Genomic DNA, 23,963 nt, shown 5'->3' with positions numbered 1-23,963 from the left:
GTATAATAGTAATATAAATGATATAAAGTTATATCATAGGGACATAAAAAAAGAGACTACAAACTATTTGCTGTAGGGTGTAGTTCTTAAAGTTAACAATAAAAAGAATAGATTTATGTATTACTTTCAGAATCACTAGACCCGCCAGTCTGGTGATTCTTTAGTTTTCTAATAGATGCTTTCAAGTTTAAGATTGCATCTATTAGCTTTGTCAAATGATTGATTATTCTTGTAATCATAATTATCATTATTAAAAACAAAACTAAGTACTCCATAGTCTCACCCCCTTTCTTACTGGGGATTTTAACTAAAGAGCCATCACCCTAATAGTCTAAACTGTAGTCTCTAAAAATATTATACCATATTTTTCCATAATGTTAAATTTAATATTATATTGACGACAGGAGTAGAATAAAGATATAATACAGATAACAGAAAATTTAAAAATTTTACACAAGAATTACTACTTATCTATGCCACCTTAAACAGTGGCTCTTTTTCTATTCTGGTATATATTTAAGGAGGTGTTGCAAATGATAAATAATATAGAAGATTGTAAACTTCTTATTGAGACAGAAATAAGAATGAAAGATATAGATGAAAAAGAACTAATATCTCAAAGCGAGATTCTGAAAGACCTAAATATTAATGAAAAAGACCTTGAAGATATTGAAGTGAATTTTGAATAATGAAATGATTTATAATATACCTATTTTAAATATGTATTAATTGATATCAGTAATTGTCTTTATCTAGTGATTTTTTATTTATTAACTGTAAACGAATCTGTTTTACAAAAAACGTATTTATGATATAATAAAAGTAAGGAATTTAATCTACTTAATACAAAGAGTGATTGTTTCCTTAAAGTTAATTAAAAATCAATTTATCTTTTGAAACCACTCTTATTGGCGTTTGAGTGGTTTTTTGCTTTATCATATATGTAACAAGCTATTAAACTTGTTGCAATATTTAGGCAAATATTAAACACTACTGTTTCCATAAATTCACCTCCCTATAAAAAAATAAAGCGAGGCTCACCTCCTTCCTTTGAAGAAGTAGGCTAAATATAGAAAACAACCACTCTTAGCACTTTCGATTTAAAATTCCTTACTATACTAGATTATACCATAATTTTACAATTAATAAAATATTTTAGCTCATCTTAATTGATGGGCTTTTCTAATACAAAGAAGGTGATAAAATATGCATTTTAATGTGAATCTTAAACAGATAAAATCTGATTACACATTAACCATTCACAAGATGAACAAGTCATTTTTAGGTCAAATTCCAATCAATTTTCTAAATTCTATAAAGCGTGAGCTTGGTGGAGTAGATGAAATACAACTTACCATTACAAAATATATTACAGAACGTTTTCAATTCTCTAAAGTAATAAATCCTCTATTTGAAGAAATGAAAGAAGAACGTCTTATTTGTCTTAATAACAAAGAATACTTTGTGGTTAAGAATGTTGTAACCACAGATGATAAATTAAAGGTAGTAACAGCTAAATCAAAAGAGGTTAAATTAGGAAAGATTGACGTAAATATTGAGGATTATGGATTACAGATGTTCACCGAGGATGAAGAAGCATCTATTATATCTCTTAATGATTATTTAAAACAAGAAACGGGCTGGAAACTTGGTCATGTAGATGATTCAATTGCTTATGAAACTGATAGTGAAGGTAACAAGAGAGAAAAGGTAAGATGGCAAGAGAGTATTAATTCTAACTGGTTAGATTATTTTAATAATGAACTAAAAGAACAATTTGAATGTATAGCCGATTTTGATACTTACAATAATTTAGTTAATTTATATCATATAGATAGTTTTGGAGATAATATTCAATTATATTTATCTCATGATAACTATATAAAATCACTTGAAAGAACTACAAATAGTGATGATATAGTAACTAGACTGAAGCTTGAAGGCAGTGAAGACATGGATATAATAGGAGCTACAGTTACAGGATATAATTACATTGAGAATTATTCTTATTTCTTAGATAATAAAGAAATGAGCGAAGAACTTAGTAGAGCTATAAAGAAATACCAGGAAATGAATGAAATAAGAGAGCCAATTTGGCGAGAATTAATAGATACAAAGCTTAAGAAACAAAGAGAACGTGACAGCAAAAGCAATGAATGGCTACATGTAATAGAGACTATAAAAGCTAAGAAGGATATAAAGAAAACATATGATAATCCTGAACATAAAAATGAAATAGAATCAGCTAAGTTAGCAGCAGAAATAAGTAAGCTAGAAGATGAAAAGGTCATATTAGATGTTCAAATAAAACATTTAGAAGAAGAAATAGCAAAGTTAGATGAAAGTATAAAAGATATAAATATTCTTTGTAAGAGAGAAACTTCAACTGATGAGGATGGATATTTAATATTCAATGAAGCTCTATTAGATGAATTAAACGAATTTCTCTATTATGATACTTATACAAATGATGCTTTTTTAAAAGTTGAAGATTTAATAGCAGAAGGTAAAAGACAATTGAGTTTAAAATGTATCCCAACTAAAGAATGGACACTAGATGTTATAAACTTTTTAGACAGAATAATAGATATTAATTTTAGACAGCATTGGAAGGGTGATTTAAGCTTAGGAGATATTATAGTGTTACATAGCAAAGAATCTGGAGAAGAAGAATTAGTATACTTTACATCTTTTACTCAGAATTTGAAAAATGGTAAATTGGATACTTTAGAATTAACATTAAGTAACAAAAAAATAAAAGAAGATGATAAAAGGACTATAGCTGATTATTTGACTAAAGCTGAACATGCAACAAGAACATTAAACTCTAAAAGACATTTATTTATTCAGCAACAGAAGAAGAGAATTAACCTACCAGACGAATATATTCCTAAGAAAAATATACAAAAGGAGTTGATATAAATTGATATTAGATAATTCCCCAGCAGATAGCTGGATAAGAATTACTGGAGTAATTGTAACCTATAACAACACACTTTATCAAGTAGTAGACAAGGAAACAAATAAAAAATATATATATTGGGATGTTGATAATCCAGCAACATTAAAGGTATCTAATGTAAGATTACCAGAAGGAAGTAGTCAATTTTTAGTAGTTGTAAATGATAATGGAAAGCATACAGAAGTTCCTATAAACTCACCAATATTTAATATATCTTTTGATGGTAATTCAAGAAAAAATACTGAAGAACAGATTTGGGGATTATATGAGACTGATGAAGAACATAATGAAAAATTTGTAGTTATTGAAAAAGATATTGATGGAATACATCAAACTGTTTTAGAAGTACAAGAAGATGCATCTCATATAAAAGAAAATATGTCTCTTATAGACCAGAGAGCTGAAAATGTAAACATATTAGTAAAAGAAGTAACTAAAAATTTTGGTGGCTCACAAGAAAATATAACATTAAGAGAAAACATAAATAAGGCTATAATTAAGTTAAATACAGACTTAGGAACATTTAGTTCTAACCTGTCTAATTATTTTAATGATAATGAGATTACAGATGAAGAAAAAGAAAAGATAGATATTGAACTTAATTTATTAGATACAGATAAAGCCAGTTTATATACAGAGTTACAAAAACTTATTGATAGAACTACTGGTGTAGACTTGGTAGCAATAAACACTTCAAAATCAGCATTGGATGCATCAAATACCAATCTAAAATCTATAATCAATTCAGTTATTTCAGATGGTATAATTACACCTTCAGATAGAATTTTAGCTATAAATGCAACTGCTCAATACAACTTAAAAATAAATGAACTTAAAAATACAGTAGATAAAATTTATATAACAGGTATGGGTGGAAGTATATCAGAGGAATTTGCACAAATAAACGCTACAGCTAAAGAAATAAAATTAGAAGTAGCTAGAGTGGATGGTGTAACTAAAACTAATTCTGCTCAAATTAAATTGACTAAAGATGATATAACTATGATGGTCACGAGGAACAACAGTGGTTCAATAATAGGAATTAAACCCGATAAAATTGAATTTGGTTTTAATGATATATCTAATTATGTAGAAATAGATAGGAATGGATTAACAGTAAATCAAGGAGCTATAGCATGTGATATATTGACAACTCCTAGTGGTCATGAACCAATAATACGATTATTTGGAAGTAGCAGGTCTGGATTTGCAATAGATGCAAGACAATCAGATGGTGCTAGTCAAGCATCAGCTATAAGATTAAAATATGATAGCAATAATTATTTTTGGGTAGGATATGATACTGCTGAAATATATGTTGATGGAGAAGAACACTTTATTGTTGAAAGAGATGATACTTTTGTAAGATGTGGAGGAGCTACTTTTACATTTACAAATGGAGATAGTTTAGGTGTAGGATATTCATTTTATCCAGAGCGTTCTGTAACTGATTTAGGTTGTGAGAAGTATAAATGGAGATATTTATATGCTCGTTCTACTCTGAGTGAATCTGATAAAAAGTTTAAAGAGAATATAGTATACATAAAAGATATTAAGAATAGAACTCGTTCAAGCATAACTCCAACACCATTTTTAGATTTTATAAGAGATGATTTTAAACCAGCAACATTTGATTATATAGCAGAAAAAGATAGGACAATTGCAGATAGTCAAATAGGGTTTATAGCTAATGATTTTAAAGATAGTTATGTTGGAAAAACATTTCTATATGACTATGGAGAAGAAAATGGATTAATGTTTAGTCCATCTGGTTATACAACAGTTGTGGCAACTGCACTTCAAGAAGAAATACAAAAGAGAGAAGAATTAGAAATACTAGTTAATGAATTAAATGAGAAAATTAATAATTTAGGAGGGTGTTAATATGGAAGTAAATTTACAAAAAGCATATACAGTAGCATTTGAAGAAATAAAAAGTTTATATAATGAACTAATACTTTATAAGGCACTTAACATGCAACAACAAGAAGAAATTGAGAACTTGAAAAAAGAACTAGAAGAACAAAATAAAGAACAATAGGATGTGATACTTTGAAAAATTATGAAATAAAGAATCATACCATAGAAGTAGATTTTAGTAATTATAGGATAAACAAAAGATTACTAGACTATTTTATTTATAATGAAAATGATGTTAAAACAGCTTATATTGAAGCAATATTGAAAAATAAAGATGAAATAATAGATTTGTCTGAATATGACAGGGTCTTAGTTAGCATTACAAAAAGTGATGGACAAAAGGTTAATGGTGAATGTGAAGTTGTAGATGCAGAAAATGGAGTTGTAGAGATAGAACTTAGTCGACAAGCATTAGCAAGTGTTGGTATAAATACATTTCAACTATCCCTTGTGAAAGATGGAACTCTAATTAATACTACAAATCTTTATTATAGAGTTGAAGAGGGTATGATTAATGATGATGATATCACTTCAACTGATGAGTATGGAGTTTTATTAGTAATAATAGCCCAAGCAGAAGAAATTATAAAAAATAATAAAGAGTTGACTAAAAGAGTTGAACAGCTTGAAATAACTATCTTAGGAAATGAAGAAGTAAGAGATAAAGCAGAACAAATTAGAATTTACAATGAAGATATAAGAAACATACAAGAAGAAGAAAGAGAGTTTAATGAGTTAACACGTCAAAATCAAGAAGCCAATCGTGAAGAATCCATTCAAAATATGCAAATTCAAGTAGATGACAAACTTACTGACTGTCAATTACAACTCGATGAAATGATAGATGCTAAATCTGAAGAAATAGACAATATTGTTGATGACAAAATGCTTGATGTGCAAGCTCAAACAGATAAGAAATTTCAAGATTTAGATGCTAGAGCTAATGACACTTTTGATTTATATGATAAGACATTTGAAGATAAACTTACAGATAACCAAGAACAGATTGACTATAAACTTGACGAAGTAAATCAGGTTATATCTAATGTTGAAGATTGTATTGATGAAAGTACTTTAAAATTAGATACAAAAATAAAAGAAGTTGATGACAAAATAGTTGAAGTAAATACTGCTAAGACAGATATGACAACTACTGTAAGTAATAAGATTACTGAATTTGAAAATAGATTTGAAGAACTTGAAAGCCTTGATGCTAGAGGCGAGTTAATGCAAGCTAGAGAAACTATTGATGGAACTGTAAAGGACACTTTAAAGGATAGATTAACTTATGATTTTGAAAAGGTTAATGAAAAAATAGCCGAGATGACATCTGCTGCAACTAATATAGCATTTAGTAAATCTTATTCCGAATCTGATTGGATTGCTGATGGAGAATATTTTAAACTTACAGTTAATCATAATCTTGTTACAGAAAATATATTCGTTGCGATACTCGATGAATCAACTAAAAAAAGTATGACTAATTCTTATACTGTAGTAGATAATAATACGATAGATATTTTTAATGAATTAGCTATAGATGTAAAAGTAACTGTTGTAAATGGTAATACAAATAAAGAAGTTATACAAGCTACAATAAATGATAATATAACAACACTAGATAGTACTTATTCTAGTGTTAAAATTGATGCAAAATTTGATGAGAGTCTAACTAAGATAAATGAAAATAAAAGTAATATAGCTACTAACTTAGAGAAGATAAATTTAATACAAAATAAAGTTGGTTCAAGTGAATTAAGTACAGTATCTAAAAATATATCAGATGCAGTGAATGAATTAGATGCTAGTGTTAAAGTTTTACAAGAGGGTGGAAATTTAGGTCAACAATTAGACAGTTTAAAAGCCAAGTATGATGCTCTATCTGATAAAGTCTTAGATATATTAATTTATTTAGAATTAGAATCTGGTGCAGTAGATGAAGTAGGTCAATGGTATGACAATTTAACTGATTCAAAAGGTATCTTATCAATCGAAGGTCTAAGATTAGACACAGACAGAAGAAGAATATTTGGTAGTGAAGGGAATGTTATTTTTAATAAAATAGACATTCCTTTCACTTGTTATAAAGTGAAATACATACACGAGCTAGATGACAATTTTATAGAAACTATTTCAAACACCAGTACAAATGCTGGAGCTAATAGTATAGAACTTGAAAAATATTCTTATGAAATTAAATAAGAAAGGAATGATTTAATGAAAGAAAATAAAATCTTACAACGTGGAAGATATTTAGATACAGATATATACTTTGATGAATTTAACAAGGATTTTGATAATTATGATTTTGTAGATATAGTAATAAGTCCAGGTAGTGGTTATACTTTCGGTATAAAGATAGACGGAAGTATCTGGGCGTGTGGTTATAATAGACATGGTCAATTAGGTTTAGATGATACTATTGATAGAAAAGTATTTACTAAAGTTAATATAGATAATGCTAAAAAAATTAGTTCTTATAGCTATAATACATTTATATTAAAAAATGATGGTACAATATATTCGTGTGGGCTGAATGAACGTGGGGCTTTAGGACTAGGTGATACTACTAATAGAAGCGTATTTACTAAAGTTGATATAGATAATGTTAAGGATGTCATATGTGGTGGACTTCACACATTTATAACCAAAAATGATAATACAGTATATTCATGTGGGATGAATAGTAGTGGACAACTAGGTTTAGGTGATACTAATGATAAGGATGTATTTACAAAGGTTAATATTGATAATATAAAAGAAATTATATGCGGAAGTTCTCATACATTTATAATCAAGAGTGATGGAAGTGTATGGTCGTGTGGTTTAAATAATTATGGACAATTAGGTTTTAGTGATAAAGTTAATAGAAATGTATTTACAAAGGTTGATATTGATAATGTAAAAAAAATTGCATGTGGTGGAACAACTACATTTGTATTAAAAAATGACAATACTTTATGGTGTGTAGGTGAAAACAACAAAGGACAATTAGGATTAGGTGATACTACTAATAGAAATACATTTACTAAAGTTAATATAGATAATGTTAAAGATGTTACATGCTCATATCAAGGTATATTTATAATATTGACTGATGGCTCAGTTTTATCTACTGGTTACAATTATTATGGACAATTGGGACTAGGTGATAAAGTAAATAAAAAAATATTTACTAAAGTGAATATAGATAATGTAAAAAAAATATTCTCTGGTAATACTCATACTTTTATAATGAAGGAAGATAATAAACTATTATTTGCTGGTTCTAATAATTTTGGGCAATTAGGTTGTCAACATTTTCTTAATAATTCAGATAACTTTACTACTTTTACAGAGTATAAAAATAATGACTACATAGGATTTAGCAAAAGTGTAAATTTAAATGGAGATACATATTTATTAAAAGATGATGGCGAATATTTGATAATAAATAAAAATGATAAAATAGTTTGTGGATATCAACATACATTTATATTAAAAAATGATGGGACATTATATTCATGTGGTCGTAATGCTTATGGAGAGTTAGGATTAGGTGATAAAGTTAACAGAAATGTATTTACTAAGGTTGATATAGATAATGTTAAGGATGTTATGTGTCATGGAGCTTATACTCTTTTATTAAAAAATGATGGTACGCTTTGGGGATGTGGAGACAACAGAGGAAAATTTAATTTTACTGAAACTAAGACTGTGTTTACCAAGATAGATATAGAACATGTAAAAAAAATATATACTGGATACCTTCATATGTTTATAATAAAAGACGATGATACAGTTTGGGTGTCTGGTGACAATAATTATGGACAATTTGGAATTGGTACTACTCCATATACTAAAAACACGTTTGCCAAAGTAGATATTAATAATATAAATAAAATAGTTTGTGGACATGTTAATTCTTTTCTATTAAAAAATGATGGGACAGTGTATGCTTGTGGCTATAATGAAATGGGACAATTAGGGTTGGGTGATAAAGTTAACAGAAATGTATTTACTAAAATTGATATTGATAATGTTAAAGATATTGCTTGTTCTAATGTTATTACATACATATTAAAAAATGACGGAAGTATATTGTCGTGTGGGGCAAATAGTTATGGGCAATTAGGATTAGGAGATAATAATAATAGAGATTTGTTTACTAAAGTTAATATAGGTGATGTTAAAAAAGTTGTATGTAGTAGTGAATGTACTTTTATATTAAAAAATGATAATACAGTATATTCATGTGGTTATAATGTATATGGGCAGTTGGGACTAGGTGACGCTACTAATAGAAATGTGTTTACTAAAGTTAATATAGATGATGTTAAAAATATAGTTCATAGTAACACTTTTGCTAGTTCATTCATAGTAAAAAATGATGGAACATTATATTCGTGTGGTTATAACAGCGATGGAGAGTTAGGTTTGGGAGATACTATTAATAAAAATGTATTTACTAAGGTTAATATAGAACTAAAAAATAATTTCACAGAATATGCAAACAATTATAAAATCGTATTAGGAGATACTTCTTTCATATTAAAGAATGACAATACTTTATGGGGTAGTGGTAGTAGTTCCTATGGTCAATTAGGTTTAGGTGATACTGCTGGCAAAAGAGTATTTACTAGAATGAATGTGGAAAATATAAAAGATGTTGTATGTGGAAAAATGCATGTGGTTGTATTGAAAAATGATGGGACTGTATGGAATAGTGGTAATAATTCTAATGGTCAATTAGGTTTAGGTGATACTACTAATAGAAATGTGTTTACTAAAGTTAATATAGATAATGTGAAAAAAGTTATATGTGGCTGGAACCAAACAGTTATATTAAAAAATGACAATACTGTGTGGAGTACAGGTCTTAATTCTAATGGTCAATTAGGCTTAGGTGATACTACACAAAGAAATGTATTTACAAAGGTTAATATTGATAATGTAAAAGAAATTATATGTGGAAATAATCAAACATTTATACAAAAAGAAGATGGGAGTATTTGGAGTACAGGAAATAATAGTTATGGAGAGTTAGGCTTAGGTGATACTACACAAAGAAATGTATTTACAAAGGTTGATATTGATAATGTTAAAAAGATTGCTTGTGGACAGGCATACACCTTTATAATCAAGAATGATGGAACTTTATATTCATGTGGTTATAACTATTATGGTCAATTAGGATTAGGTGATACTACTAATAGAAGCGTATTTACTAAAGTTGATATTGATAATGTAAAAGAAGTCATATGTGCTAGTAATCATACATTTATATTAAAAGAAGATGGGAGTATTTGGAGTACAGGAAGTAATTCTTATAGTCAACTTTGTTTAGGTGATAATACACAGAGAACTACATTTACAAAAGTTGATATAGATAATATAAAAGAAATTGCTTGTAGCGATTCTGTTACTTTTATAATTAAAAATGATGGTGCTATTTTCAGTGTAGGATATAATGGTTATGGTCAACTTGGTTTAGGAGGAAGTGATGGTTCTGTAAAAGAAATTACTAAGGTTGAAGGGCATTACTTATACAGATTTGACACTTTAAATAATTATATATTAAACAATAATTTTAATTTAATAAATAATAAATATATAATACCATCACGAAGCGATATAAATTATAAAAATGTTATAGGTTCTATATATAAAGAAAAATATGATATAGATAATGACAGAATAGAATTACAAGAAAACATAAAAGAGTTCTGGATGTCAAAGACTCATTCGTTAATTGTAAACACTTCCGGAGAGTTATTTGGATGTGGTGATAATACATATGGTCAGTTATTAAATCCAAGAACAACAACTTTATTGACAAGCTTCACTAAACTAGACTTTGTAGATATAAGACAAGCTTCATGTGGTGCTGGATTTTCATATTTTCTAAAAAATGATGGCACTCTATATTCAGCAGGATTAAATTCCGATTACCAGCTGGGGCTAGGTCATAACGATGAAGTGAGTGAATTACAAAGAGTAAATATATCCAATGTAAAAAAAGTAATGTGTGATGATAAATTTACTTTAGTATTACTAAATGATAACTCTGTGTGGGGTCAAGGATTAAATAGATTTGGTAACTTTGGATTAGGTGAAGCTTCTGCAAATACAATAATAAAAACATTTACTAAACTAGATGTAGATGTAGAAGATGTAGAGATAGGTGGAGATTATATATCTTTTAGAAAGTTAGATAAATCACTCTGGATATGTGGTAAGATAAGAGATTGTTATAATATGAACTCTAATAATCCATATATATTTAATAAAGTTCAAATACCAGAAGAATTTAACAATGACTTACTTTGGTTAGATGCTGGAAGAGATGAAACTTTATTTATGACTTACCAAGCACCTACAACAAAACCATCCATAGAATTAGCTGAAAAGACTATATCTGGTATCAAGTTAAAAGTTAATGATTCAAATAATGAAATTGATAAAATTGAAATGTATTTAAACAATGAGTTAATACATTCAAAGGATGAATTTATCAATAATTTTGTGCTGTTCACTATTCCACTTGAAAAACTAAATCTTGGCATAAATAATGTATATTTTAAAGCTAATACTCTGTTTGGAGATAATCTGTATTTAGGAGCAACAATTAATAAAGAGAATAACTCTATAAATGTTTCAGAAGGTGCTAATCTATTTATTAAGAATAAAAAGTATAACATAAATTCTTTAACAAATAGTGCTGATGGCAAGCTTGTAATAACATTAGATAGAGCGTTAGAAGATAGCGTAAATATAGGAGATATAATTTATCAACTTATAAATCAATTGAAGGTTCGAATCAAAACAAATAACGCAGGTATGCATAAAGATATGAATTTATTAGAAATGAAAAAAGTTGACACAGGGTATCAAGAAATTTATGAGTTAGAAGAAAAAGGAATGACACAAGCAGAACCTAAAATTATAGTTGAAAAAGGTGATGATTGGACTGCAATAAAAAGACCATCTATGATATTTTCTATAGATGAGTCTACACTTTAAGAGGTGATTAAATGCTAAATTTAAATGAAGAAAAAATTGAAAAGCTCAAACAAAAAAAGGCTTTAAATAATTTAAATACAAGTCAAAAAACGCAAGATAATGACATTACAGATTTAATGTTAGCAACTGCGGAGATATGCGAAATGGTATTAGGCAGTCAACAAGCATCTACCATGTCATTAAAAAATATAAAATTTGAAGGAGGAAGTAGTATGGCAGCAATTTATGTAGGATTAATAGAGAGAGGTTTAAAAACAATTAACCAAGTACCTATGAAATATAGAGAAGAGGTAAGAAAAATGTGTGAAGCACTAGAGATTTCATTATCATAGAACTGTAAGAGTTCTTTTTTTATATTCAAAATAGAGAGTTACTAATGTAGCTCTCTAAATAAAAAAGAAGGTGATAAATTGTTAAATGAAGAGGTAGTAAAAAAATTAAAAAATGTACCTAGTGACACTAATAGTGAAATTGGAAAAGTTAATACAAATATAGAAACTACTAAAACAGAGTTGAATACTAAAATTGACCAACTTATCGCAGGTGGTTCAAATGTGGCATCTACCCAAACAATAACAATTGATGATTGGGTGGAGGATTTAGAGAATGGGTTTAAAGCAACTGTAACACATGGTTTGCTAACACAGAGAATAGTCGTAAATATTATAGATGCTACTACAAAAGAAAATGTAGTTACAAACTTTAAAATTATAGATGATAATTCTATAGAAATTAGAAGTGAAACAAGGTCAGAATTAAATGTCTATGTGATAAATGGAAATGCAGAAACTCATTTTATAAATGCAACTGTAGATGATAACAGAGTGTCTGAAATGACTACTTATTCATCTAAGAAAATTGAAGATAGATTGGTTAATATAGAAGAAAAAGTAAATGGTGGATTATCTAATATTGCAACAAGTGTAAATGAGTTGATAACTTATTGTTAAAGGAGAGTGAGAAAGTGCAGACTGAATGGAATTTTGATGCTGTAAATTCAGCACAAGAAATTATACTTAAGCCTGGTAAATATAAACTTGAATGCTGGGGTGCTAGAGGTGGTGCTACAGGTACTCCTTTATCAGATGGATTTTATTATGGAAAAGGTGGTTATTCTTCTGGGGAATTAACATTAAAAAAAGAAACTACTTTATATCTTTATGTTGGTTTAGATGGCAGAAAAGGTTATTCGTTCAATGGTGGTGGATATGCTACTAGCTGTAGTGGTGGTGGTGCTACTGATATAAGACTTGTTGGTGGTACTTGGGATAATGAACAAAGCTTACTATCTCGTATAATTGTTGCCGGAGGTGGTGGTGGATGCTATGATGCTTATGCCGGAGGTGGTGGTGGAGGTTTAAAAGGTGGAATTGGTAGAGGCTGGAATGGCAGACCTGCTTTTGGTGGTACACAATACGAAGGTGGCAGAAGTATCCCTGATAATGGTTCTTGCGATGGTCTTTTTGGAAAAGGCGCTACTCCTAGTAAACCTTCACCTTATACAGGTGGAGGCGGTGGCTGGTATGGTGGCGCTTGTGCTGATTCCAGCAAATATGGAAGTGGTGGTGGAAGTGGTTATGTACTAACTAAAGATAGTTATAAGCCACCTGGATATACTCCAACATCAGAATATTATTTTGATAATGTAGTCATGACAACTGGTGGAAATACTACTGTCGTAGGTGATTATTCAGATGGTCGTGCTAAAATAACGCTACTTCAAGCATTACCGTTTTTAAATGTATCATCTTATAACTCCACACAAGCAACATTTAAAGTAGACCACACAGACCCTACACTACTAACTAAAATAGAATACTTTATAGATGATGTACTAAAAGAAACTATAACAACAGATTTAACAACAGAGAAAACAATTAACTATACATTAGAAGATAATGCTCTACACACACTTAAAATAGTTGTTACAGACAGTAATAATGCTACAGCAGAAAAAGTATTAAGTATAAGTAAGAATATAATGCCACTGCCCGAAGATGTAAATCTGCAAGATATATCTGCAAAACTGACAGAGGTTAATGCAGGATTTAAAAATGGTAAAACAAGTATTATAAACACTTTAGCATTAAAGAATATAGAAGCAAGTTTAAATAATACACTTGTGGAGTTATCAGAGAAAATAAAGACTTCTTTTGATAGTTCAGATGCTAGTGTACAAGAGTTGGTGAACCAGTTAACAGAAAAAAATAATATAATATCTCAATTAAATGCAAAATATAAGATTGCTCATGGAACTACATCTATCATACAAAATTCACTTTGGAGTGCTTATTTATACGATAGTAACCACAATAATAATTATGAACGTCAACCTAAGGCTTGGATTGGAGTTGAAGGATTAAATTTTGTTCCTAACCTTTTTTTTGCGGAATGCGAATACAAAGACAGTTCTAGTGTATATTATAAACATTTTGTTTTTGGTACATCAGGCATCCCTTCAATCTCTAGAGAAACTGATTTTGTTGTTACTTCCAGATTTCGTAAACCATATGGAGACCAAAATTATTCCGCTTTTGGGCAAGCATACAAAAGCAATAAAGGAAGTGTTTGGATAGAAAATAATACTTATGTTCCAGCTATAATTCCAGACGTGGATGGAGTCTTATACAATTGGTATGCTATAAAATTTATATAAAAGAGGTGATAAAATGGATAGAGCAAATAGAATTATATATGACCAAACAGGCAAAATATTAATTCAAACAGGAGAAGCAACAGGAGATATATTAGAACATGATGAAATAACTGAATTACATTGCATTGATATTCCATATGGAAGTATAGATTATACCAAAAATAGAATTACAGGTATAAACATAGAAACAAAACAGCCAATTTTAGAAGAAATACCAGTATATGTAACAGAAGAAGAAAAGAGGATACAAGAATTAGAAAATCAATTACTAATTGCAGAAAATGAAAAAGTAGGAGGAATTTTATAATGAATATAAATAATATTGTAGTAAGAATATTAGCAGAGAGGATTTTGAATAAAGGGTTAAATCCTTTGAAAAATAGACCTTTTGAGTTAGATGATGTAACTAATGTAGAGTACAGAAAGGCAGTAGAAGATTATATAATTAAAGAAAGTGGAGTAGTAGAAGGAACAGAACCGGCATTATAGATGGTTCTTTTTTATTGAAAGAAGGTGATTAAATGACTTTTAAAGAGTTAGTTAATAAAGTTAGAAATCTTGTATTAGAAGCAAAGAATGTAACTATAGAAGATACAGAAAATAACTTTACAAGTGATAATGTAGAAGGAGCATTAAAAGAGGTTTTTCAATCTGTCAGTAATGGTAAACAATTAATTGCTACTGCTATTACTGACAAGAATGTACCAACTAGTAGCAATGATACATTTCAAACTATGGCAAGTAATATTAACAACATCAAGATATTACCTCAAACACCTCCAGGTAGAATTGAATGGCTTGTTGACAATGTATCTGATTATCGTTATATTATGAAATCTTCACCAAATTACATATACACTCATAATACTAGCCCTACAATAGGATTTACTAAATATGATTATAATGGTTCAATAGTATTAAGTGGTTCTTGTCTAGGATATACAGTATATGATATGTATGCTGATAAAGATGATAACGTCTATGTAATCTACTTTAATGGTACAGTAGAAAAGTATAGTAAAAGAGGAGGAGAATTTAGAAGAGAAGGCATTTCAGGAGCTAATAAGGTATGGGTGGATGAGTCTACTGGTTATATTTATGTAGGTACGAGTGCAGGTTATGTATATATCCTAAATGCAGGAGGTGAGATATCTAAACAATACAAAACTTCGGGTTCTTATGTATGCGGGATATATGCTAATAGTAGTCGTACATTAGTAGCTTTGAATGGTGGAACTGTAGAAGAATATGCTGGAAATACTTTAATTAAGTCATTCAAAGCTGAAAGTAAGAACTGTGATAACATGGTCGTTGATAAATATGGAGATATCTATACAAGTAGTAAGTCAAGCACTACATTACATAAATATTCACGTTCTACTTATGAATTAGTATGCAGTTATGAAAGTCCATATAGTCAATTTAATAATGTGCAAATGGGTAATGACGGATACATATACTGGACAAATGGTACAGATAGTAAAGTATCTAAGGTAAAACAAGATTTTAATGATGTAAACTATGGTACATACAAGGATGAGATACCTTACAGCGTATGTACTGGATATGATGGTCTTGTATTTGTAGGATACAAAAGTGGTATTCAGAAGATATTTAATAATAGAGGTATAGCTGTAGATGATAAAACTAATAAAGTATATAACATACAAGATATAAAAACTATCGTACAGGAAGATAATACTAATATATTTAGAACAACTCTTACAACTAGTAGGATTCCTCATAACTACATATCAACATGCAAGAGTAATGATATAGTAATGTGTAATACTAATAGGAGTATAGATAAATTAGATACTAGTCATAAACAGTTGTGGTCAAGATTTGTGAGAGAATCAAGTGCTATATTATCAACCGAAAATTCTCAGCAAGAAATTATAGTGGCCACTGATAATAACTCTATTAAAAAGTTAACTAGAGCAGGAGCTGAAATATGGAGTAAAATTGAACACACAGCTACCATTAGGGACTTAGTAGTAGATTCTAAAGATAATATCATATCAGTAGGAGATAGTACTAAAATTATTAAGATGAATACTAATGGAGATATAGTATGGACAGATACAAGTCATACTTTCCCTATAACATCTTGTACTATTGATGAATATGACAATATTATTATAGGAGGAGAAGGGAGTGCTGAAGTACCAATTACTAAGTATTCTCGTTATGGAGATATTGTATGGACTAGTTCATATTATGGTACAGTTTCACTAGGCTGTGATAGTATGAACAATATTATACAAGAATATAGTAATTCAGTTCGTAAAATTTCATCTACTACTACTGGAACTGAGGTATGGAGATATAATGTCTCAAATATTAGATGTCTTATAGTTGATGATGTGGATTACATTTATGTACTAACAGATTCAGAGTTAAAGAAAATATCAAGTGCAGGAAAACTTATACAAGATACCACTAATATAGATTTAACTTCAAAATTAATAGCTATAGATAATAGTTATCGTCTCATAGTCAGTAATAAGACTGATAAAATATATAAAATTAATAACACCCATTCGATTAAGAAAGTGGCTTATTTAAATTAATTATAAGGAGGAAATATATAATGATATATTTAACAAATTTACAACATTTAGAAGGAGATTTATACCAAGTAGGTTTAATACACTACAAACCACTAGACCCTCAATATGGATTAGGAAAAACTGAGAAAGAATTAGAAGCCGAGGGAGTATTTGTAGAAAATTTACCTACTCCTGAAATTCGTGAAGGATTTGGTACTAGTACAGTAGTTAACAAAATTACAAAAGAAGTTACATTTAAGTATTATGAAATACCACTAACTCCAGAGCAAGAAGCACTTAAAAAAGTTAAAGAATTAGAATTAGAAAATGCTAATATAAACTATGTACTAATGATGGGAGGATTAATATAATGTTAGGATTTGAAAAAATAAAATACTATTATGACAATAAAATGTGGAGTAAAGAAATGGTTAAAAATGCAGTACTAAAAGATAAAATAACAGAAGGAGAATATAAAGAAATAACAGGAGAGGACTACATAGTATAGTCTTTTTTAATGTACAAAACATATTAAAATCATAATTTTAATTGGAAATCGAGCGAATAAGAGCCTTGTTTTATAGGCTCTTTTTATATTAGTTATTTAAAAGGAGTGGTAATTTTGAATATAAAAACATTAACAGCCCATGCAGGACACAACCCAGATGGTAAAGTAGGTTCTGGAGCAGTAGGAAATATAAAAGAATCTACAGAAGCAAGAAATGTACTAAAAGAGTTAATACCTTTAGTAAAAAAGGAATGTACAGTATATGATACTACATGCAATAATGGAACTTCTCAAAGTGATATATTGAATAAGATTATAGATAAATGTAATTCATATAACACAGATTTAAATGTAAGTATTCATTTTAACTCAGGTGGAGGTAGAGGTGTAGAAGTTTTAGTATATAATTTAAATGACAAAGAAACTGTTGAAATAGCATCAAGAATATGTAAAAAAATAACTGAAACTTATCATACAAAAGGTGATAAGGACTTTAAAAATAGAGGCGTTAAAGAAAGGAAAACTCTAGCATTTTTAAGAAGAACAAAGTCAAAGTCAATTTTAGTTGAGTGTTGCTTTGTAGATACATCTGACACTAAAAATTACAATGCCAAAGATATGGCCATAGATATTTTTGAAGGAATATTTAATAAGTCTGTAGTTAGTAAACCACAAGAGGACAAAGTGAAATACGCAATAGTTTATGATGGGGAAGTAGATAAAGTTATAGCCCAATTAATGGCCATGAATTATAAAACTAATGAAGTTTATGTATGCGAGTTGAAAAATTATATTCCTGGACATTGTGAAAATCTATATGTAATAGGTGGAGCATCCAGCAAAATCAAAACTAGTGAGAGATTTACTAAATTACAAGGTGATGATAGATGGGCTACACTTCATAAAGTATTGAATTTTATAGGTAAGTAGGAGGTATAAATTGAATATATTAGATAAATCAACAGCAACACTAGAGCAAGTATTTGCATATTTAGATACATTAAAAAATAACTCTAATCCACCACATTATTTATGCAGAGCTATAGTCCCAATTATATATAAAGAAGCAGAGAAAAAAGGTGTAAATCCAGTTATTGCAATTGCTCAAGCATTTGTAGAAACTGGATATTTTAATTTTGGTAGAGTTCTAAATCCTTCCTATTGCAATGTATGTGGACTTAAAGGAAATAAAGGTGGAGGAGATTTAGACGCAACAGCCCATACAAGATTTAATTGTTGGGAGGATGGAGTATCAGCATTTATTGACCATCTAGCACTATATGCTGGAGCTAAGGGGTATCCTAAGTATAGTGAATTAGTTGGTAAGGTTGAATATAAAGTAAATGGAACTACATTAGACCCTAGACATTTTCCATATTTACATGGAGAAGCTAAAACAGTAGAAAGTTTATCTGGTAAATGGTGTCCAGATATGAACTATGGTCAAAGCATAGTAAACATATGTAATAAGATAAGTTCAATGAAAGTAGAAAATAATGATATAAAATTAGAGCAAATAAAGACTAAAGTAAAAGAATTAAATGAAATTCTTGGATAGGAGAAAATTATATGGATATAATGCAATTTATACCTGAAAATTTAATAATGCTAATAGGTGGACTTTACATATTAGGAACTTTTATAAAAGAATCTAATATTAAAAATAAATACATACCTTTCATATTATTAGTTATAGCAATGATAAGCAGTTGTTTATTTATGAAAGAGCTATCAATAGAAGCTGTCTTTGAAGGTATTTTGTGCTGGGGAGCATCTATAGGAATAAATCAAATACAAGTACAAAATAGAAAGGAAAAGTAGATGTTATCAAAAGAAATGATTGAACTACTGAGTCAATATGGATATACAGCCATACTTTTAATGGTACTGATGTTATGGCTTGGAAAATATTTAGAAAAAAATAGACAGCTAGAGCAAGATGATAGAAAAAAAGAAAGAGCATATTTTTCAAGAGAGATTAGAGAGCAAAGAGTTTTATTTGGAAGTACGATAGACAAATTTGACGATAAATTAGATAAGTTTGCTGAAGCTCTTAATACTAATAATAGTAGGCTTGAAAGGGTCGAAACAGATATAACGAAAATTAAAGATAAATTAGAGACTAGGGATTAATTTCTCTAGTCTTTTTATAAGGAAGTGAAGTATTTGGCAAAACAACGTAGTAAGAGAATAAGTATAACTGGAGAACCAAATCCAGAGAATATTAAATTATGGAAGCAATATAAAAGAGCAAAACAAATAGCTGGGAAAAGTGAAAAAACAATATATAACTATGAATGTGATGTAATGCAATTTTTTAAGTTTTTAAATATAGAATGTTTTGATGCATTACTAACTGATATAAGTGAAGAAGAGATAGAAGCTTATATAGGTTATTGTATGGAGCAAGGGAATAATGAAAAAAGAATCAGACGTAGAATAAGTTCCATTTCATCATTACTATCTTTTTTAAAGAAAAAAAGAAAAATTACTGACAATTGGTGTGAAATGATAGAAAGACCAGGAACAGGTGAGGAAGTTCAGAAAAGAACATTTTTAACTGAGGATCAACTAGTTAAATTAAAAGAAAAACTTTCAGAACAGGATAGCCTACAATTAGAAGTCTACATAAATTTAGGATTGGCAACAATGGGTAGAAGCAATGAGATAAGTCAGTTCAGATGGGACAATACAGATTTAGATAACAGATGGATTCATGGTATTACAGCCAAAGGTGGTGTCTCAAGAGATTTTAGATTTTCAGAAGAAGTACAACAATTATTAATCAAATGGAAAGATTATTTATCTCAACATGACATAGATTACCCATATATATTCTTTACAAAATATGGAGGTAAATATAATCAAGTTAATTCAAATGTCTTAAGTTCATGGGTTAAAAAGGCTTTTAAGTTAATTGATATAGATGGTGGATATAATCATGACCTTAGACATAGTATGTCTAATATTTTAAAAGATAGAGGTGTACCAATAACTACAGTATCAAAGTTGCTTGGCCACAGTGGGGTTGATGTAACTATAAACCACTACACAATAGAAAATAAAAATAAATTAGCTGAAGAATATGATAAATTTATATAAGGAGATTAGATATTTGAGATATAGTAAAAAAGAATTAATAGATTATTTAGTTAGATATAATGAAAAAATAGGATATCCCACACAAAGAGGTATTAATAAACAAAAAGGATACCCAAGTTCTGTTACATATTTTAATAATTTTGGTAGTTTTAGAAAAGCCTTAGAATCAGCTAATTTATATGATAAAAATAAATCAAGATATTTTGACAGAGAACCATTTTCTTTAGAAAAAATAAATAGTGGTATAAAGAAATTAATCGAAGATAAGTTATCCCAAAACAAGATAATTAATGTAAATGATTTGAATAGTTGTAATTATCTACCAGCATCATCAACTGTATTTAAAAAAACTGGACTTACAATAGATGAAATGTATGAAAATTTAGGATATGATAAAAAAGAAGTAGCCAATTTGATATTAGAAAATGATATGAAAAAGAAATATTTAGAACTAAAAAATATTCTTAAAAAAAATCCTACTAACAGAGATTTAGATAAGTATAGTAAATTAGGCAAATCTTATTGTTCTTCTGCATACACAAATCATTTTGGGAATCTTTATAACTTACATAGACAATTAAATATAAATACAGATATGAGAATGAAAAGTAGGAGAAAGTCCAAGGATGATTTGAAAAATGATATTTTAGAATTATATAAATCACTAGGCAGAATTCCAACCGTTCATGATATATCTTTGTGTGAATGGTGTTCAAGTTTAACTAAATATCAAAGAGAATTTGGCACTTATGAGGAATTGTTAGTAGAAATAAATCTGTTACCTAGATATAGATTATATTATACAGATAAAAAAAAATTAAAAATGCGTTCATTTTGGGAATTACTATTTGCAAATATGTTGGAAGAACACGATATAGAATATAATACAGAAACATATTATAAGAATGTAATACCAAATTTCCAAACTAATCATAGGTTTGATTTTGAAATCAACATAAAAAATAAAAAATACTATGTAGAAATATTTGGACTAATGGTATATGAAAAATATAGAAATAAAACTGAATGGAAAATAGATATTTGTAAGAAAAATAATATAAATCTTATAGATATCTATCCTCAAGATTTTTCGTACAATTTGAATGAGTTGTACGATTTTTTTATGCAAAAAATTGCTTAAAAGAAGATAAAGGTAAAATCTCTAAGTCTAAAGATTTAATAGGACTATAAAATTGAGAGGAAGTGATATTATGGCATGTAAAGGTCGTAAAAAAGGTAAGAAAAAAGGAAATAGATAATAATAAGCCCTCTAGGGATTACTCTTAATTGAGTTTTCTTTAGAGGGCTTTATTTTTTTGTTTATGTTTATTTAATTTTATTATATAAAATTATAATTATGTATAATGCTAAGCCACTTAAAATACTTTTCAAAAAAAATGATTTTATTTGAAATTTTTTAAATAAAATATCAGAAACATAAAATACAGCACATGCTATAAAAAAAATATAAAAATCCATTATTGATTCCAAACTTTTATAAGAGCATATTTATAATTATATTTTCCAACTTTTATTTTATCAAATTTATTTTTCATAAATGGCTCCTAAAAATTAATAGTTTTGCAGTTCAAATCTCACCTTTACTCATATAACAATATAAGAATTAAATTTTAGATAAACTTTTTAACATATAATTTTATCTAGATAATTATATGTTATCTATTTATTAATTCTTGTCAATCTAATATGTATGATAGTAAATAATATTATAATAATTAAAAACGTATCTATAAAATTCTTTCGTTTTCATTTAATATATTAAACTTATTTTAATTAGGTACCTATCTCAATTCTACTCTGATAGTATAGAATGTGCAAGAAATCATTCATTAATAATTCTTAAGCATTCATAAACTAATCTTAATTATTTATGAACATTTCTTAATTATATATATAAAAGCATAACTATATTGAAAGTATTAAAAAACAACCTAAAAGTCGATTTAAATAAATATTTATCAAAAAATCATTAATATTATAATATTAATGATTAAATAAACGAAAAAATTAATAATAAAATAAATAAAAACAAATATTTATATTTTATTTTAAAGATTAGATATTTTTAAAAATATATTTTTTATTTTTATTTTATAAACCAATTAAAAATTTATATTGCCAATTGTTACCGTACATGATACAATTCTATTAAAATAGAATTAAAGTAGGGGGTATAACAAGATGAAAAAAATACAGAGTAGATTAATGGCATTAGCCTGTGTAACAACAATAGGATTAAGTTCGGTTGAATTATCATTCGCAGATAGCGGTGTTAATTTGACAAATACAAACAATTCTTATCTAACTGAAAACGATACTTATAATGGTTCTAAAAAAGATTTTACAGAAATAGTTACTATTGATAATCAAGAATATGTATTTAACCATAAATTTTCAGGGGATTTACATACAATAGAATTTCAAGGAGGAAATGAATCAAATACTGTAGCTTTTAACTCAAAATCTAATGAGATATATGTAGATGGCAAGTATGCAAATACTATACAAGATGAAAAAGAACTTGTACCTGATTCAAATATGATACAGACAAAAGGAGTATGGACTAAGACTGGAACACATAAATTTAAATACAAATTTCTAGGCACAGAAAGTAAAGCTCTTATAGCATCTATAATAGCAACTAAGTGTACTAACACAAAGGTTGGTAATATTATAAGTGGAATTGGATTTTTAGTAGGTGTTGTCGGATTCTGTTCATTTAAAGAAACAATATATTTTAAAACTAATAACAGCAATTATCGTAAATATGACCTAGCTATATATTCAGATAGAAATTGGAGTTCATATGAAAAAACTATAACTCATTATGGAGTTATTTAGAAAACCATTTGGGGGGGTTATAAAATTATGAATTTGAAATTAAGGTTAATTATAATATTTATTTTGTTTTTTATATCAAATGTGTTTTATTATTATAAAAATATTACTTTAAGTTTTATTTTTATGAACCTGATTTTCATGTTTGTTATTGTCGCTAATCTATTAAAAAAACCTCCGAAAAGTTATATTATTATAAGTATAATTCTACTTACGGTACAATTCTATTTAATGTATAGATATTTGTACTAAAAAATGTAAGTAGTTAGCAATAGACAGTCGTAATTGTAAAGTTATAATATACAGTTTTGAACTATTCATAGAGACATCTGTTATAGATTTAGATGTTTCTATGAATATTGTTCCTTAAATTCGAATTTAGAGAATAGTATATTTGAAATC

At 28.1% G+C, this 23,963-nt stretch carries 22 protein-coding genes; 21 read left to right on the top strand and 1 reads right to left on the bottom strand.

Annotated features, from left to right (window positions below; genetic code table 11):
- Positions 1–113: 113 nt before the first annotated feature.
- Positions 114–275, bottom strand: coding sequence for a hypothetical protein (locus KGF52_RS00415; RefSeq protein WP_018112694.1), 162 nt, complete (start codon positions 273–275; stop codon positions 114–116).
- 258 nt (positions 276–533) lie between these two features.
- On the opposite strand from KGF52_RS00415, the gene KGF52_RS00410 reads away from it, so the two are divergent.
- The 21 genes from KGF52_RS00410 to KGF52_RS00310 all read left to right on the top strand — a co-directional run bounded on the left by KGF52_RS00410 (position 534) and on the right by KGF52_RS00310 (position 23,564).
- Complete coding sequence (locus KGF52_RS00410) at positions 534–689, top strand: hypothetical protein (RefSeq protein ID WP_227838753.1); 156 nt, start codon at positions 534–536, stop codon at positions 687–689.
- A 517-nt stretch (positions 690–1,206) separates the two neighbouring features.
- Complete coding sequence (locus KGF52_RS00405) at positions 1,207–2,922, top strand: phage tail protein (protein ID WP_227838752.1); 1,716 nt, start codon at positions 1,207–1,209, stop codon at positions 2,920–2,922.
- Position 2,923: 1 nt separating this feature from the next.
- Positions 2,924–4,846: a tail fiber domain-containing protein gene (locus KGF52_RS00400; RefSeq protein WP_227838751.1), complete on the top strand. Its 1,923-nt coding sequence runs from the start codon at positions 2,924–2,926 to the stop codon at positions 4,844–4,846.
- 1 nt (position 4,847) lies between these two features.
- Positions 4,848–5,003 (top strand): hypothetical protein, encoded by a 156-nt coding sequence (locus KGF52_RS00395; RefSeq protein ID WP_018112698.1) that lies wholly within the window; start codon positions 4,848–4,850, stop codon positions 5,001–5,003.
- An 11-nt stretch (positions 5,004–5,014) separates the two neighbouring features.
- On the top strand, positions 5,015–7,084 hold the full coding sequence (locus tag KGF52_RS00390) for a BppU family phage baseplate upper protein (RefSeq protein ID WP_227838750.1): 2,070 nt from the start codon (positions 5,015–5,017) through the stop codon (positions 7,082–7,084).
- 15 nt (positions 7,085–7,099) lie between these two features.
- Positions 7,100–11,884: an RCC1 domain-containing protein gene (locus KGF52_RS00385; RefSeq protein WP_227838749.1), complete on the top strand. Its 4,785-nt coding sequence runs from the start codon at positions 7,100–7,102 to the stop codon at positions 11,882–11,884.
- 11 nt (positions 11,885–11,895) lie between these two features.
- Positions 11,896–12,216, top strand: a complete 321-nt coding sequence (locus KGF52_RS00380) for a CD1375 family protein (protein ID WP_227828964.1) — start codon at positions 11,896–11,898, stop codon at positions 12,214–12,216.
- Positions 12,217–12,294: 78 nt separating this feature from the next.
- Positions 12,295–12,834 carry a hypothetical protein gene (locus KGF52_RS00375; protein ID WP_227838748.1) on the top strand — a complete coding sequence of 180 codons (540 nt, stop codon included), beginning with the start codon at positions 12,295–12,297 and terminating at the stop codon, positions 12,832–12,834.
- Positions 12,835–12,848: 14 nt separating this feature from the next.
- Positions 12,849–14,540, top strand: coding sequence for a glycine rich domain-containing protein (locus KGF52_RS00370; protein WP_227838747.1), 1,692 nt, complete (start codon positions 12,849–12,851; stop codon positions 14,538–14,540).
- 13 nt (positions 14,541–14,553) lie between these two features.
- Positions 14,554–14,847, top strand: a complete 294-nt coding sequence (locus KGF52_RS00365; protein ID WP_227838746.1) for a hypothetical protein — start codon at positions 14,554–14,556, stop codon at positions 14,845–14,847.
- Complete coding sequence (locus KGF52_RS00360; RefSeq protein ID WP_227838745.1) at positions 14,847–15,029, top strand: hypothetical protein; 183 nt, start codon at positions 14,847–14,849, stop codon at positions 15,027–15,029. Before KGF52_RS00365 ends, KGF52_RS00360 begins: the two co-directional genes overlap by 1 nt.
- 32 nt (positions 15,030–15,061) lie before the next feature.
- The gene (locus tag KGF52_RS00355) at positions 15,062–17,113 is read left to right on the top strand and encodes a hypothetical protein (RefSeq protein ID WP_227838744.1); all 2,052 of its coding nucleotides are present in this window, start codon (positions 15,062–15,064) and stop codon (positions 17,111–17,113) included.
- A gap of 20 nt (positions 17,114–17,133) precedes the next feature.
- On the top strand, positions 17,134–17,463 hold the full coding sequence (locus tag KGF52_RS00350; protein WP_227838743.1) for a hypothetical protein: 330 nt from the start codon (positions 17,134–17,136) through the stop codon (positions 17,461–17,463).
- Positions 17,463–17,600 carry an XkdX family protein gene (locus KGF52_RS00345; protein ID WP_227838742.1) on the top strand — a complete coding sequence of 46 codons (138 nt, stop codon included), beginning with the start codon at positions 17,463–17,465 and terminating at the stop codon, positions 17,598–17,600. Before KGF52_RS00350 ends, KGF52_RS00345 begins: the two co-directional genes overlap by 1 nt.
- 114 nt (positions 17,601–17,714) lie before the next feature.
- Positions 17,715–18,530, top strand: a complete 816-nt coding sequence (locus KGF52_RS00340; RefSeq protein WP_227838741.1) for an N-acetylmuramoyl-L-alanine amidase — start codon at positions 17,715–17,717, stop codon at positions 18,528–18,530.
- A 10-nt stretch (positions 18,531–18,540) separates the two neighbouring features.
- Complete coding sequence (locus KGF52_RS00335; RefSeq protein ID WP_227838740.1) at positions 18,541–19,158, top strand: glucosaminidase domain-containing protein; 618 nt, start codon at positions 18,541–18,543, stop codon at positions 19,156–19,158.
- 11 nt (positions 19,159–19,169) lie between these two features.
- On the top strand, positions 19,170–19,421 hold the full coding sequence (locus KGF52_RS00330) for a phage holin family protein (protein ID WP_009895116.1): 252 nt from the start codon (positions 19,170–19,172) through the stop codon (positions 19,419–19,421).
- Entirely contained in the window at positions 19,422–19,733 is a 312-nt protein-coding gene (locus KGF52_RS00325) for a hypothetical protein (RefSeq protein ID WP_227838739.1), read from the top strand.
- Between the two features lie 33 nt (positions 19,734–19,766).
- Positions 19,767–20,702, top strand: coding sequence for a tyrosine-type recombinase/integrase (locus KGF52_RS00320; RefSeq protein ID WP_227838738.1), 936 nt, complete (start codon positions 19,767–19,769; stop codon positions 20,700–20,702).
- Between the two features lie 13 nt (positions 20,703–20,715).
- A complete protein-coding gene (locus KGF52_RS00315; protein ID WP_227838737.1) occupies positions 20,716–21,843 on the top strand; it encodes a homing endonuclease associated repeat-containing protein in 1,128 nt (375 codons plus the stop codon).
- 1,061 nt (positions 21,844–22,904) lie between these two features.
- Complete coding sequence (locus tag KGF52_RS00310; RefSeq protein ID WP_227838736.1) at positions 22,905–23,564, top strand: hypothetical protein; 660 nt, start codon at positions 22,905–22,907, stop codon at positions 23,562–23,564.
- Positions 23,565–23,963: the final 399 nt, after the last annotated feature.

The sequence above is a fragment of the Clostridioides sp. ZZV15-6597 genome, from assembly GCF_020657815.1.
In the GTDB taxonomy this organism is placed as follows: Bacteria; Bacillota; Clostridia; order Peptostreptococcales; family Peptostreptococcaceae; genus Clostridioides.
This window is presented reverse-complemented; position numbering and strand designations above follow the sequence as displayed.